Source organism: Microbacterium sp. NPDC076768 (assembly GCF_040687205.1).
In the GTDB taxonomy this organism is placed as follows: Bacteria; Actinomycetota; Actinomycetes; order Actinomycetales; family Microbacteriaceae; genus Microbacterium.
The window spans coordinates 75,791-90,639 of sequence record NZ_JBFBMU010000003.1 but is presented as its reverse complement, the minus strand read 5'-3'; the positions used below and the strand labels follow the sequence as shown (position 1 = coordinate 90,639).

Annotated in this window: 10 protein-coding genes; all 10 read right to left on the bottom strand. The window is 62.2% G+C overall.

The window, feature by feature from the left end; translation table 11 throughout:
• Positions 1-12 precede the first annotated feature (12 nt).
• The 10 genes from AB0O87_RS12600 to AB0O87_RS12555 all read right to left on the bottom strand — a co-directional run bounded on the left by AB0O87_RS12600 (position 13) and on the right by AB0O87_RS12555 (position 14,833).
• Positions 13-3,516 (bottom strand): DNA-directed RNA polymerase subunit beta, encoded by a 3,504-nt coding sequence (locus AB0O87_RS12600; protein ID WP_363516493.1) that lies wholly within the window; start codon positions 3,514-3,516, stop codon positions 13-15.
• Between the two features lie 199 nt (positions 3,517-3,715).
• Positions 3,716-5,419 (bottom strand): ABC transporter ATP-binding protein, encoded by a 1,704-nt coding sequence (locus AB0O87_RS12595; RefSeq protein ID WP_363516490.1) that lies wholly within the window; start codon positions 5,417-5,419, stop codon positions 3,716-3,718.
• A gap of 20 nt (positions 5,420-5,439) precedes the next feature.
• The gene (locus tag AB0O87_RS12590; RefSeq protein WP_363516487.1) at positions 5,440-6,405 is read right to left on the bottom strand and encodes an ABC transporter permease; all 966 of its coding nucleotides are present in this window, start codon (positions 6,403-6,405) and stop codon (positions 5,440-5,442) included.
• 34 nt (positions 6,406-6,439) lie between these two features.
• Positions 6,440-7,444 (bottom strand): ABC transporter permease, encoded by a 1,005-nt coding sequence (locus tag AB0O87_RS12585; protein WP_363516485.1) that lies wholly within the window; start codon positions 7,442-7,444, stop codon positions 6,440-6,442.
• An 84-nt stretch (positions 7,445-7,528) separates the two neighbouring features.
• Complete coding sequence (locus AB0O87_RS12580) at positions 7,529-9,202, bottom strand: ABC transporter substrate-binding protein (RefSeq protein WP_363516482.1); 1,674 nt, start codon at positions 9,200-9,202, stop codon at positions 7,529-7,531.
• 119 nt (positions 9,203-9,321) lie between these two features.
• Positions 9,322-10,206 (bottom strand): MurR/RpiR family transcriptional regulator, encoded by an 885-nt coding sequence (locus tag AB0O87_RS12575; RefSeq protein ID WP_363516479.1) that lies wholly within the window; start codon positions 10,204-10,206, stop codon positions 9,322-9,324.
• Positions 10,207-10,218: 12 nt separating this feature from the next.
• Positions 10,219-11,727: a glycoside hydrolase family 3 N-terminal domain-containing protein gene (locus AB0O87_RS12570; protein ID WP_363516476.1), complete on the bottom strand. Its 1,509-nt coding sequence runs from the start codon at positions 11,725-11,727 to the stop codon at positions 10,219-10,221.
• Positions 11,724-12,557 (bottom strand): carbohydrate ABC transporter permease, encoded by an 834-nt coding sequence (locus AB0O87_RS12565; protein ID WP_363516474.1) that lies wholly within the window; start codon positions 12,555-12,557, stop codon positions 11,724-11,726. Before AB0O87_RS12565 ends, AB0O87_RS12570 begins: the two co-directional genes overlap by 4 nt.
• Entirely contained in the window at positions 12,554-13,528 is a 975-nt protein-coding gene (locus AB0O87_RS12560) for a sugar ABC transporter permease (protein WP_363516471.1), read from the bottom strand. The genes AB0O87_RS12565 and AB0O87_RS12560 overlap by 4 nt, the downstream gene beginning before the upstream one ends.
• A gap of 15 nt (positions 13,529-13,543) precedes the next feature.
• Positions 13,544-14,833, bottom strand: a complete 1,290-nt coding sequence (locus tag AB0O87_RS12555; RefSeq protein WP_363516468.1) for a sugar ABC transporter substrate-binding protein — start codon at positions 14,831-14,833, stop codon at positions 13,544-13,546.
• Positions 14,834-14,849 lie beyond the last annotated feature (16 nt).

Genomic DNA, 14,849 nt, shown 5'->3' with positions numbered 1-14,849 from the left:
CCTGCCGAACTGCTAGATCTCGTCGATCGAGGCGGCCTCGAAGCGGCTGGAGATGTTGATACCGAGCTCTTCTGCGGCGCGGAACGCCTCATCGTCGGTGTCGCGGAGGTTCACCAGCGTGCCGTCAGCCGAGAGCACCTCGACGTTCAAGCACAGCGACTGCATTTCCTTCATGAGCACCTTGAAGGACTCAGGAATGCCGGGCTCCTGGATGTTCTCGCCCTTGACGATCGCCTCGTACACCTTGACGCGGCCGAGGATGTCGTCGGACTTGATCGTGAGGAGCTCCTGGAGCGCGTATGCGGCACCGTAGGCCTCGAGGGCCCAGACCTCCATCTCACCGAAGCGCTGTCCACCGAACTGCGCCTTACCACCGAGCGGCTGCTGGGTGATCATCGAGTACGGACCAGTGGAACGTGCGTGAATCTTGTCGTCGACCAGGTGGTGCAACTTCAGGATGTACATGTAGCCCACGGAGATCGGCGCCGGGAACGGCTCGCCGGAGCGGCCGTCGAACATCTGGGCCTTTCCGCTCGAGTCGATCAGGCGGACACCATCACGGGTCGGAATGGTGGAGTCGAGAAGACCAGAGATCTCTTCCTCGCTCGCACCATCGAACACCGGGGTAGCGACCTTCGTGCCTGGAGCAGCCTCGAATGCCTGCTCCGGAAGGCGTGCAGCCCACTCCGGAGTGCCTTCGACCTTCCAGCCCTGTTTGGCGATCCACCCGAGGTGAGTCTCCAAGACCTGACCGAAGTTCATTCGTCCAGGAATACCGAGCGGGTTGAGCACGATGTCAACGGGCGTACCGTCAGCCATGAATGGCATGTCTTCCACCGGAAGGATCTTCGCGATGACACCCTTGTTGCCGTGACGGCCAGCAAGCTTGTCGCCCTCGGTGATCTTGCGCTTCTGAGCGATGTAGACCACGACTCGGCGGTTCACGCCTGAGCCGAGCTCGTCGTCACCATCTTCGGCGTTGAACTCCTTGACCGCGATGATCGTGCCCTGCTCGCCGTGAGGAACCTTCAGCGAAGTGTCGCGAACTTCGCGGCTCTTCTCGTTGAAGATCGCACGAAGCAGACGCTCCTCAGCGGAAAGCTCGGTCTCACCCTTAGGCGTGACCTTGCCGACCAGGATGTCTCCCGGGCGAACCTCAGCACCGATGCGGATGATGCCGCGCTCGTCGAGGTCCTTCAGCAGCTCAGGGCTGACGTTGGGGAGATCGCGAGTGATCTCTTCCTTGCCGAGCTTGGTGTCGCGAGCGTCGACCTCGTACTCCTCGATGTGAATCGAGGAGAGGGTGTCGTCCTTCACCAGGTCCTGGCTGAGGATGATCGCGTCCTCGAAGTTGTAACCCTCCCACGTCATGAACGCGACGAGAAGGTTCTTTCCGAGTGCGAGCTCACCGTTCTCGGTAGCCGGACCGTCAGCGAGGACCTCACCGATCTCCACACGGTCGCCCTCGTTGACGACGACCTTCTGGTTGTAGGAGGTGCCCTGGTTGGAGCGGTCGAACTTGCGGAGGTGGTATTCCTGCGTTCCACCCTCGTCGAGCATGACGACAACGCGGTCTGCAGAAACCTCGGAGACGACACCAGGCTTCTCAGCCGTGATCACGTCACCGGCGTCGATGGCTGTGTAGCCCTCCATACCGGTTCCGACGAACGGCGAGTCGCTGCGCAGCAGCGGCACAGCCTGACGCTGCATGTTGGCGCCCATGAGTGCGCGCTGCGCGTCGTCGTGCTCGAGGAACGGCACGAGCGAGGTTGCAACAGACACCATCTGACGAGGAGAAACGTCGATGTAGCCGATTTCTTCTGGGACGAACAGGTCGACCTCACCGCTACCACCCTTGGGGCGTGCGAGAACGTGGCTCTCGCGGAAGCGACCCTTGGCATCGAGCGGCGCGTTGGCCTGCGCGATGTTGAAGTCAACTTCCTCAGAAGCCGTGAGGTAGTCGATCTGCTCGGTGACAACGCCACCCTCTACCTTGCGGTACGGGGTCTCGATGAAACCGAAGGAGTTGATGCGCGCGAACGTAGCGAGCGCACCGATCAGACCAATGTTCGGGCCTTCAGGAGTCTCAATCGGGCACATGCGGCCGTAGTGCGACGGGTGAACGTCACGAACCTCAACACCTGCACGGTCACGCGAAAGACCACCAGGTCCGAGCGCCGAGAGACGACGCTTGTTCGTCAGCCCAGCGAGCGGGTTGTTCTGGTCCATGAACTGCGAGAGCTGCGAGGTTCCGAAGAACTCCTTGATCGCGGCGACGACGGGGCGCACGTTGATCAGAGTCTGCGGCGTGATGGCCTCGATGTCCTGCGTGGTCATGCGCTCGCGAACGACGCGCTCCATGCGGGAAAGACCTGTGCGCACCTGGTTCTGGATGAGCTCACCGACGGCGCGGATACGACGGTTACCGAAGTTGTCGATGTCGTCGGTCGCGAGACGGATCTCGGCCTTCTTGCCAGAGCGGATACCAGAGAAGGTCTCCTCGGTGCCTGCGTGCAGACGAACGAGGTACTTAATCGTGGCCACGATGTCTTCGACGGTCAGCACCGACGAGGTCAACGGCTGGTCAAGACCCAGCTTGTGGTTGATCTTGTAACGACCGACCTTGGCCAGGTCGTAGCGCTTCGGGTTGAAGTAGAAGTTGTCGAGCAGCGCGCGAGCGGCCTCGGCAGCAACCTGCTCGCCCGGACGCAGCTTGCGGTAGATGTCGCGAAGCGCATCTTCCTTCGTGACGATGGTGTCTTTGGCGAGCGTCTCTTCGATCGACGTGTAGCCGGCGAACTCCGTGAGGATCTCTTCGCTGGTCATACCCAGCGCCTTGAGGAAGACGGTGACCGACTGCTTGCGCTTGCGGTCGACGCGCACGCCCACCTGGTCGCGCTTGTCGATCTCGAACTCGAGCCATGCACCACGGCTCGGGATGACACGCGCCGACACGATGTCCTTGTCAGACGTCTTGTCAGGGGTCTTGTCGAAGTAGACACCGGGGGAACGCACCAGCTGCGAAACGACAACGCGCTCCGAGCCGTTGATGATGAACGTTCCCTTGTCGGTCTGCAGCGGGAAGTCGCCCATGAAGACCGTCTGAGTCTTGATCTCACCGGTGAGGTGGTTCATGAACTCGGCCTCGACGTAAAGCGGAGCAGCGTAGGTCTTGCCACGCTCCTTGCACTCGTCGATCGAGTACTTCTCCGGCTCGAGGTAAGGGTTGGTGAACGACAGCTGCATCGTTTCGCCAAGGTCCTCGATCGGGGAGATCTCTTCGAAGATCTCACCGAGACCGCTGTTCTCGTTGACGTCTGTGCGGCCAGCCTTCTTCGCCTCGGCTACGCGCGCCTTCCAGGCGTCGTTGCCGACCAGCCAACCGAAGGACTCGGTCTGCAGGGCGAGAAGGTCAGGGACCGTCAGCGTGTCGGAGATCTTGGCGAACGAAAGACGGGAAGCTCCGCGTCCGTTCTTCGTGGTGGTGGATGTGGATGCGTTGTGAGCAGCAGCCAAGGGAATAACCTCCGTGAGCCCCGCAGGGCTTCTCGATTCCTTTGTCGTCAGGTGGAGTGTGCGCCCGGGAACTCAACAAATGCCGACCACCATATGAGGGCAGGGAGAAACGAGCGCAACTACTAACTATACGCACGATTCGGCGACATGGCAAGCTCAATCCTTGACCAATCTTGGAAGCTGAGGTATTAGTGCACTCTCACGATGCGATGTTGAGTTCGTTGCCCGGAATCGACGCCAGCAGACGCCGCGTATACGGGTCCCTGGGGTTCGTGAAAATCTCTTCTGACGTTGCGGCTTCGACAAGCTTGCCGTCTTTCATGACACAGACGTAGTCACTGATCAACCGCACCACCGCAAGGTCATGCGAGATAAAGAGGTAGCTGAGTCCGTACTCTCGCTGCAGATCGCCCAACAGCGTCAAGATCTGATCTTGCACCAGCACATCAAGGGCAGATACCGGCTCGTCGCACACAATCAGATCGGGCGAAAGAGCAAGAGCCCGCGCAATGGCGACCCGTTGCCGCTGACCACCAGAGAGCTCAGATGGGTAGCGACGCAGCATCGACTGTGGGAGCGCGACGTCGTCGAGCAGCTGCCGCACACGGCGTCGCCGTTCCGCGCCGCTCCCCCGCTTGTAGAACTCCAGCGGCTCAGCGATCAGGCGCTCGATCGTGAACATTGGGTTCAGGCTCGAATACGGATCTTGGAAGATCGGCTGCACCTGCTGACGGAACTGCTTCAGCTCCGGGCGCTTCAGCGACGAGATGTCTTGCCCCTCGTAGCGGATCAGCCCGCTCGTGGGTTCGATGACCTTCAGCAGCATGCGTGCAGTTGTGGTTTTGCCAGAACCGGACTCCCCCACAATCGCCACTGTCTCGCCACGCGGAATCACCAGAGAGACATCATCCACTGCCACGAAATCTTCGCCGCGCCCCCGCACCGGGTACACCTTGGTGAGGTGCTCGATTTCTACGATGTTGTCGGCGGGCCCTTCGACAAGCTCAGGGACCACGCGCTCGCTTGCTGAGCCCTTGGTTGCTGAGCCTGTCGAAGCAGCTGAGCCTGTCGAAGCGGCCGAGCCCGTCGACGCCGCAGGGCGAAGGCGCACCGCGGCCACAGATGGCGCGGCCTCGACGAGCGACTGGGTGTACGGATGTTGCGGAGCCTCCAGAATCTGCCGCGCGGTGCCCTGCTCGACCACTTTGCCTCGGTGCATCACGATCACGCGCTCTGCCCGTTCGGCGGCGAGCCCGAGGTCGTGCGTAATAAGCAGCACGGCGGTACCGAGCTCGCGCGTCATCGCGCCGATCTGATCGAGGATGGTCTGCTGCACTGTCACGTCCAGTGCACTTGTCGGTTCGTCTGCGATCAGCAGCCGCGGCTTACAGGCGAGACCGATCGCGATGAGCGCGCGTTGCCGCATCCCGCCAGAGAACTCGTGGGGGTACTGCTTTGCACGCTTCTCTGGTTCGGGCAGCCCCGCAGCGGTGAGCGCTTCGACGACGCCCGCGTGGACGTTCTTTCGCGTGGCAAGCCCGTGCGCGAGCAATGTCTCTGCCACCTGCGTGCCGATCTTGGCGACCGGGTTCAGATTCGACATCGGATCTTGCGGAACCAGGCCGATGTCCCGCCCGCGAATGCGACGAAGCTCCTGTTCTGAGGCATGGGTGATGTCTTTGCCATCGAGCTGAATAGTGCCAGCGGCAATCTTTCCCCCGCCGGCGAGGAGCCCGATGATGGCCATCGCTGTGGTCGATTTGCCTGAGCCGGACTCCCCCACGATCGCCACGGTCTCCCCTGGTCGAATCTCTAGATCCACTCCTTCGACCGCGTGCACGACGCCATCCATCGTCGCGAAGTCCACGGCAAGTCCTTGGACAGACAGCAGAGGTTCCGACATCTGATTCTCCTTCGCCGCGTTCATCGCGCCCTCGTCCTCGGGTCCATTGCCTCACGCAACGCTTCGCCCAACAGCGTGAAGCCGAGCGCGGTGACGGCGATACAAATACCAGGCAGGAACGCGAGCCACGGCGCGATCGCCAGCTCAGACTGCGCGTAAGTGAGCATGCGCCCCCACTCTGCCGTCTCGGGGCGTCCGCCACCCAGACCGAGGAATGACAGCGCGGCGGCGTCGATCACCGCTGTCGCGAGTGTCAGCGTTCCCTGCACGATGACGGGCCCGATGGCGTTCGGCAGCACGTGCGACATTGTGACCTTGCCCCGGCCGAGGCCGAGGGTCTGCGCCGAGAGCACGTAGTCGCTGGAGCGCTGCTGCAGCATCGATGCCCGCAGCAGGCGAGCGAAGATCGGCACCTGTGATGCTCCGATGGCGATCATCACCGCGAACGGGGTTTGACCGAGGATCGCAGCGATCGAAACAGCCAGAAGCAGGTTCGGTACCGAAAGGATGATGTCGACCACCCGCATGATCAGGGTGTCTACCCATCCACCGAATGTGCCAGCCAGCAGCCCGAGGATCATGCCGCCGACGAGTCCCATCGCCGTGGAAATCACCCCGATCATGAGTGATGCCTGGGCACCCCAGATGAGTTTGGACAATACGTCGCCGCCGAAGCGGTCGAGCCCGAGGGGGAACTGTGGCAGCTCCCCTGGACCTGGGATGTAGGTGGGGGTGATGTACTTTGCGCCGGGGAGCGCCGTCTCTGGGTAGGCAGCAAGCCATGGAGCGAGCGCAGCCACCAACAGAAAAGCCAGCACGATAACCGCGCCGATCCACGCCGTAGGGTTGCGCCGAAGACGGCGGAACACGTCGCGCCAGAATCCGCCAGAACTGTTCTTGAGATCGGCTTGCGCGAGCGCCACGGTGTCGATGTTGCCGCCGTTACCCGCAGATGGCCCCTGGGCGGGGGGAAGCGCGACGCTCATACGATCGCCTTCTTTCGCACGATGGGGTGTGACATCACTGCACCCTCACTCTCGGATCAATGAAGCTGTAGGAAACGTCGACCGCCAGGTTGATCAGCGCGTACGCAATCGCGATGAAGATGATGAACCCTTGGAGCACCGGAAAATCTCTGGTGAAGATCGATCTCGCAAGGAACGAGCCGATACCGGGAAAAGCGAACACCGTTTCGGTGAGCACCGCGCCGGAGATCAAGAGGCCGGTCTGCAGCCCAATCGTCGTGATGACGGGCAGCATCGAGTTGCGCAGAATGAAGCGGTTACGCAGAGTCGGAGAACCGACGCCTTTCGCGCGCCCTGTGCGCACGTAGTCCGCGTTCTGCACCTCGAGAACGCTGGCTCTGGTGATGCGGACGATGATGGCCAGCGGAATGGTACCCAGCGCCAGCGCCGGCAAGATCAAGTGCAGGATCGCATCCCACGCCGCATCGAACTCACCGGTGATGATGCCATCCCACACATAGAAGCCGGTGGGATGGGTGGCATCTATTCGGGGGTTCTGGCGCCCGTCTGACGGTAGCCATCCCAGTTGTACAGCGAAGACGTACTTCAGGATGAAGGCGAGGAAGAACACGGGGATCGTGATGCCGATAAGGCTCAACACGACCGATGCGTGATCGGTGAACTTTCCGTGGCGGCGAGCCGCCCAGTAGCCGAGCGGAATACCGACCCCGATCGCAAAAATGAGTGCCATCACACTCAACTCGAGCGTGGCGGGAAAGCGACGTAAAAACTCTTCCGTCACCGGCCGATTGGTCTGGATTGACGTACCGAAGTCTCCTTGGAGGAGTCGTCCGACCCAGATGAAGTACTGCTCAAGAAGCGGCTTGTTGAAGCCGTAGAGCTCATTGACTCTGGCGACCGCCTCAGGAGTCGCCTTCTCACCGAGAAGAGCGACAGCCGGGCCGCCGGGGAGTGCCCTGACCCAGGCGAACAGCAAAATACTGAGCCCGAACAGGGTGGGGATGAGAAACAGCAGTCGCCTGCCGATAGTGCGCAGCACGAAGATCTCCGTCGATCAGAAGTCGCGTCTTCCCCGGTCAAGCGCCGTGCGCGAGACCGGGGAGAACGCGGCAAGTGGTCAGGCTTACTTGGTGAGAACGATGTCAGTGAAAACTTCGTCGTTCACCGGGCTTGCCGGGTAGCTCTTCACGCGCGAGTCGAACGCCAGGGTGGGCGCCGGGTGCGCGAGCGGAACACCGGGGATGAACTGCGCGACCATCTCGTTGATGTCCTCGTAGAGAGGAGTCTGGTCTTCGAGGCTAGAAACTCCGCGAGCCTCGTTCAGCTTCTGGAACAGCTCCGGGTTGTCGAAGCCCCACTCAGAACTCTGCTGTCCGAAGAAAACCCCCACGAAGTTGTCTGTGTCGTTGTAGTCGCCTGTCCATCCCAGCAGGTGAATACCGTGGTCTGCGGTGCCGGTGGTGCGATCGAGATACTCGACCCATTCTTCGGATACCGGAGTCGTTTCGACACCCACCTCAGCGAGCTGAGACGAGAGCACAGTGAAGATCTGCTCGGGGTCCGGCATGTAAGGGCGTGAGACGTTGACCGGGTAGTTGAAGGTGAGCGCCAACGGGTTTGCTTCGTCGTACCCGGCCTCAGCCAGGAGCGCCTTCGCCTTCTCTGGGTCGTAGTCAAACGTCGTGACATCGGGGTTGTAGCCGTTGACGGTGTCTGGCACGAACTGCGTCGCCTTCTCTGTGCCTTCAGGAAGCACCTGTGTGATGAGGGCGTCTTTATCGACCGCGTACGAGAGTGCCTCACGGACCTTCGGGTCTTGCAGCTCTGGCACCGCCTGGTTGAAGGCGAGGTAGAGGATTGTGAACGGCGGGCGAGACACCATCGTGAAACCGTCGTCGTCGAGGGCCTTCGTGTCAGCGGGGCCGACCAGGTCGTAGCCGTCGATGGAGCCCGACTCGAGCGCTTGGCGACGAGCAGTGGGGTCGTCGATTGTGCGGAAGATAATCTCGTCGATCTGCCCTGGGTCGCCCCAGTAGCCGTCGTACGCCGAGAGGGTGACCTGCTCGCCCGGAGCCCACTCATCGAACTGGTATGGCCCTGTTCCGACAGGGTTTCCCATCGCGTACTCGGAAAGCTGAGGCGCTTCGGCTGATCCACCGACCTCGTCTGCCCCAAATTCCTGCATTGCTGAGGGGCTCTGCATCGCGAAGGACGGAAGCGAGAGCGACGCCACAAAGCCAGCGAATGGTTTGTTCAGCTCGATAGTGACCGCGTAGTCGCCATCCGGAGTGCACGACTTGTACACGGCATCAGCCGCACTGTCGGCGTATCCCTTGAAGAGCTTGTTGTAGTAGTAACCGAAGGCTTCGGAGGCAGCAAGGCCTGTCCAGTTGTACCAGCGGTCGAAGTTGACGCACACGGCTTCGGCATTAAACGGGGTGCCGTCTTGGAAGGTCACATCCTCCTGCAGCACGAATGTGTGGGACATGCCGTCTTCCGACGACTCCCACGATTCTGCGAGCAGCGGCGCGGGGTTTGCCGTGCCAGGTTCTGTACCGACGAGACCCTCGAAGATCTGGCGGGAGACGCGGAAACTCTCGCCGTCCTGCGCAAACGCTGGATCGAGGCTTGCCGGGTCAGAGGACGCGGCGAAGACGAACGTTCCGTCGACATCGCCCCCACCATCTGAACTGTCATCTCCTCGCTCGCTGGCGACGCAGCCTGCGAGGGCGAGTGCTGCGATGGTCGCTCCGGTCACGGCGATGAGTGATCGCCGACGCTTCACTGATTGGTGCATTGTGTGCCTTTCCCTGTCGTGCGCATCGTTGCGCGTTCCCCAGGCTTCGTCGCCTCGGTGACGGTGATGCCTAGACGCTACCCAGCGGACCGTCGGAAACCAACAGGCCAATGTTGCAATCAGGTATCGACGCGACCGGCTCCGGTGCGGTGGTGCGGCACCGCGTCGTGCGTCAACTGCAACGACACAGCAACGGGTTCGCCTCTGAACTGCACGGCGCGCACGAAAAGCACGTCGACGAGTGCGAGCTGCGCGATCCGACTCGACATCGCCGCCATCCGAAACGGCGACTCCTGCGCCTGGGTCAGCAGCACCACGTCTGCCCCTAACGCCAGAGGGGAGTCATTAACGCCGGTCACAGCGACAGCCAGTGCTCCCACGTCGCGGGCAACCTCCAGCGCACGTAGTGTCTCGGCGGTCTCACCACCGTGCGAGAAGGCGATCGCCACGTCATCCGCACCGCGCAGGGCTGCCATGGTGACGGAAAGGTGCGGATCCGGGGAATGTGAGACGGAGCAACCGATCCGAGAGAGCTTCAGCTGAAGGTCTTGCGCGGTCAGTGAGGACGCTGCCTGACCAAAAAGATCGATCTGGCGCGCTTCGATGAGCGCACGAGCCACTCGATCCAGAGCGACAGCGTCGAGCGCGAGAGCCGTCTTCTCAATCGCATCGATCTCTTGCGCCGCCAATTTGGCCGCTATCGCGACTGGACCGTCTTCCTGGTCGATGGTCATCGTGTCCAGCCCGAACCTGGCTTGCTGCGCCTGGACGAGCGTGATGGCCCGTGCGACCTCTACCCGCAGCTCCCGGTATCCGCTGTAGCCGAGCGACTGGGCGTAGCGGGCGACCGTAGAAAGAGAGGTGTGGCAGAGCTGGGCGAGGTCGTTGATTGCGAGCGCAACGACACGTGTGGGGTCCCCCAGAATCGTCTCAGCTACCCGCGTCTCTGCGGCGCTCGCCTGGGCAAGCGAGCGCCGCACACGAGTAAGAACGTCTCCGTCCATGAAGATCCTGTCTCAGGAGGTGCTGATCGTTCTTCGCTGCGCTGTGAAGCCCCCGCGGAGTGCTTCGCGTGCGATCTCCGCACCGATTCTGCTCGCGGAAGCAACCTCGAACGTGGGAAGCGGCAATGGAGTTTCGGTGGGAAGCCCCACGTTGACCACCACGGCACCTGGATCCCGCAGCGCTGCCCGCTCGACGAGCGCGCGTTGCGCGGGATCGGTGTCTGGTCTGTCAACCAGGATCACCGTAGTTTCCGCGGCAGCGCACACCTGGTCTAGCGCACGGTCTTGCTCGTGCATCGACGCAGAGGCGACGTCCACACGCACCCGCGGACCATCCCCTGCAAGCGCGTTGGCCACATATGAGCCTGCACTGTCGACCGCGAGCGTTGACCGGCGACGCGCGTCGAGCACAGCCAGTTCTGCCGCGACAGGAGGCACCTCACCGGTGACCGTCACCACGCGACGCACAATTTCGGCGGCGTCGAAGGCATCGCTGCTCGCATGATCCGGTTCAGCGGAACGAAGCTTCGTAGCAAGAGCCGCCACGCGTGCCGCCGCCTCTTCTACCCTGGCTCTGGAAAGCGTGCCGTCACGCAACGCTGCCACGATGCCGTCCCGCGCGGCGCGGAAGTCGCGTTCATCCTGATCGGGGAACGCCGCATCGCCAGGGTTCGTGGGGTTACCAATGCAGAGCAGGTCAGCGCCAGCGGCGAGCGCTTGAGCTGCTCCCCCACCCAGGCCGACAGTCTCGCGGATGGCGGCCATGTCGAGCGCATCGGTGATGATGACGCCGTCGTAGCCCCATTCGCGCAGGATGCCCAGCACGCGAGGGTTGAGCGTTGCGGGTTGTTCGCCCCACGCTGGCACCACGATGTGGGCCGTCATGACGGCGTCGACCCCTGCCCCGATAGCTGCACGGAAAGGCTCCAGGTGCACGCGCATGAACTCGTCGAGGCCGAGAGTGATTTCCGGCAGAGAATGGTGCGAGTCCATGTGGGTATCGCCGTGCCCAGGGAAGTGCTTGACGCACGCCGCGACCGCTCCGTGTTGCACGCCGTCGATGGTGGCAACCACGTGTCGGGAGACCAGCGCCGGATCGTCGCCGAATGCGCGCACACCGATTACGGGGTTGCGCGGATCGGTGTTGACATCGGCGACAGGGCCGAGCACGACGTTTGCGCCAACGGCGCGCACACGCCTGGCCAGTTCAGCTCCAGTTTGTGCCGACGCCACCGGATCGTCGAGAAGGCCCAGCTGCGCCGCCCCTGGAATGGTTGACCCTGTGGCGGATTCGAGACGGGTGACGCTTCCGCCTTCTTCATCAATACCGATCAGGGCGTTCGGGTTTGCCTCAAGAATTTCGGCGCTGAGCGCAGATACTCCGTCCCCGACGTTCTGACTGAAGTAGACCACTCCCGCAAGACCGGCGCGAAGTTCAGACCGCAACCACTCTGGCGCTTCCGTTCCGAGAAACCCCGGCCACAAGACACCGTTGGCAAGGCGTTCGAGTTCGTCGGTCATCCCTTCACTGCTCCGGCCACCATGCCAGAGGCCAGCTTGCGCTGCACCAGCACGAAGAAGATCATCACGGGGAGCGTAATGATTGTCGATGCAGCCATGATGCTGCCCCAGTCGTTCGAGTAGAGCCCGAAGAACGACTTCAGACCGATCGAGACGGTGTACTGGTCGGTCTCTGCACCGAGGATGGTCATGGCGAAGATGAACTCGTTCCACGCGGTGATGAAGCTGAAGATACTCGTGGCGACAAGGCCGGGCATCACCAGCGGCAACAGCACGGAGCGGAACATCCGCCACCAGCTCGCGCCGTCAATGTACGCCGCCTCTTCCAGCTCCACTGGCACTGCCGCGACGAAGCCGCGCAGCATCCAGATTCCGAAAGCCAACGACAGTGCGATGTAGACAACCATGAGGCCGAGGATGCTGTTGAGGAGCCCGAGCGTCTTCACCTGCAAGAACAGCGGAATCACGAGCGCCTCGAGCGGCACCATCTGCACGATCAGGATCATCATCAAGATCGTCGTGCGGAACTTGAACCGGAAACGTGCCACGGCGACGGCTGCCAGCAGGCACACGATCGCACTCACCAATACGGTGACAAGCGCCACGATTGCCGAGTTGCGGAGGTAGGTGGCGAATCCGCCATCTGTGAGCACGAAAGCGAAGTTGTCGAGCGTGAACTCTTGCGGCAACAGCGACTGTCCGCCACTGGATGCCTTCGCGTCGAAGGCGCTGGAGACCATCCAGTACACAGGGAACAGCGTGAAGATCAGGACAGCGGCGACCGCGATACCCAATCCGATGCGGGAACGGAGTGAGGCGCGCGGGTTCACAGCTCATCCTCCTTCATGAGGGATCGGATGTAGACGATCGTGATGCCGATCAAAACAAGGGTGAGCAGCACGGCGAGCGCCGCACCAAAGCCGTAGCGGTTCTGTCCGAACGATTCGACGTACGACCAGACTCCGAGGTTCAGTACCTGTCGGTTTCCGCCGCCACCGCCGGGCATCAGGTAGACCTGGGCGAAGACTTTGAAGTCCCAGATGGTCGACAGGATGATGACGACAGAGAAGACCGGCTTGAGCGTCGGGAAGATGATCTTCCAGAAGCGTCGCCAGGCGCCCGCACCGTCAAGTGCTGCCGCTTCCAGCATCTCTTTGGAGACGCCCAGAAGGCCGGCGAGTACCGTGATCGCGACGAACGGGAATCCGTGGTGCACCACGTTCAGCAGCACGATCGCGTAGAACGACCACTGATTGGTGAACCAGTTCACCGGTTCGCTCATCAGACCGAGGTCCATGAGCACGGCGTTGAAGATGCCACGGTCGGCATCGAAGATGAAGGTCCAGACATAGGTACCGGTCACGGCGGGCATCGCCCACGCGATCATGATGCAGCTGGAGACAATGACTCGCCAGGTGGTGCCGAGCCGGGCAAGCAGGAGAGCGACGAGCGTGCCGACGGCGACGGTGACGAACACGGCCGCCACGGCGAATCCGACGGTGTTGGGCAGCACCACTGTCCAGAGAGTCGGATCAGTGAGCGCTTCGATGTAGTTCTCGAAGCCGATCCAGTTGTTCTCGCCCGTGTTGATCTCACGAAGACCGTAGTCCTGCAGCGAGTAAATGAATACCTGGATGAGCGGCCAGAGCATGAGCCCGGCGAGGATCGCGAGACCCGGCGCGAGGAGGAGCCAGGGGCGGGCCGCGATGATTGCGCGACCGCGACGCTTCCGGCCGCCGGCCACGGGGGCGGAGGTGGACTCCGCCTCCGTAGCCGGCAGTGGTGCTTGCACCATTGACATGGAAGGAGTGCTTCCTTACTTCTGGTTGAGCAGGTCGGTCATTTCCGCAGCGGCGTCAGCCGTCGCGGTTGCGACGTCCTTCTGCCCGCTGAGGATGGCCTGGATCATGGAGTTGGTCGTCTTCTTTGCCTGGACGGCGCCGAAGTTCGGGGTGACGGGCACGGATGCTCCGCCATCAACCATCTGCTCGGCAAACGGGGCGACCAGCGGGTCGGTCGAAGCCAGCGCTTCCTCCATGGCGGACTGCACGCCGGGGAAGTAACCGGTCTGGCTTGCCCACTCTTCAGCGAGGTCACCGGTGGTCATCAGCTGGACGAACTCCCATGCCAGGTCAGCATTCTCGGTCGTGTTGAACACCGAAAGGTGCGATCCACCGAGCACCGAAGGAGCAATGCCACCGTCTTCGCCGGGGATAACAGCGGCGCCGATGTTGCCATCGAGCTCCGGGTTCGCCTCAATGAGCGACTTCGGCGTCCACGAGCCGGAGAGCATCATGGCGACGTTGCCCTGGGTGAACGAGTCACGCAGGTCCGTTTCCTTCCAGGTGGTAGCACCTGCGGAAGAGAAGCCGTGCTCGGTAGCAAGACCCGTGTAGAACTCGATACCTGCCTGCGACTCATCGCTGTCGAGCTCGCTGGTCCAGGTCTCGCCGTCGAGCGTTGCGACCTCGCCGCCCGCGCCCCAAACCCAGGGGTAGACCTGGAACTCTGCGTCACCGGCAACCGGGAACGGGAGCATGTCTGGCTTGGCTGCCTTGATGGCTTCACCAGCGGTCACGATGTCGTCCCACGTTTCGGGGGCGTCGAGTCCGAGTTCCTCGAAAACGTCGGTGCGGTAGACGAGCGAGCGAACGCCGGCGTACCAGGGCATGCCGTAGAGCTCATCGTCGTAGGTGCCAGCAACGGCAAGGCCCTCGACCAGGTCGTCGCGCAGCCCGTCTTCGGCGTCGACGTACTCGTCGATGGGGAGCAGTGCGCCAGCGTCAGCGAACTCTGCGGTCCAGGTGGTGCCCGTCTCGGCGATGTCGGGGGTGGTCCCACCGGCGATCGAGGTGACGAAGCGGTCGTGAGCGTCTGCCCACTGGATCTCTTCGATGTTGACCGTTGCACCGGTCTCCGCTTCGAAGGCTTCAGATACCTCGTCGTAGAAGGCGGTCGCGTCAGGGTTGGTGCCCTTCATGATCCAGACGGTCAGTTCCTGACCCTCACCATCGGCCGAGCCGTTGTCGCTGCCACCAGCACAGCTGGCAAGGGCGAGAGTGGCCACGGCGCCGAGCGCTATGACCGGAAGAATGCGCTTGTGCATGCAGGGATCTCCTCTT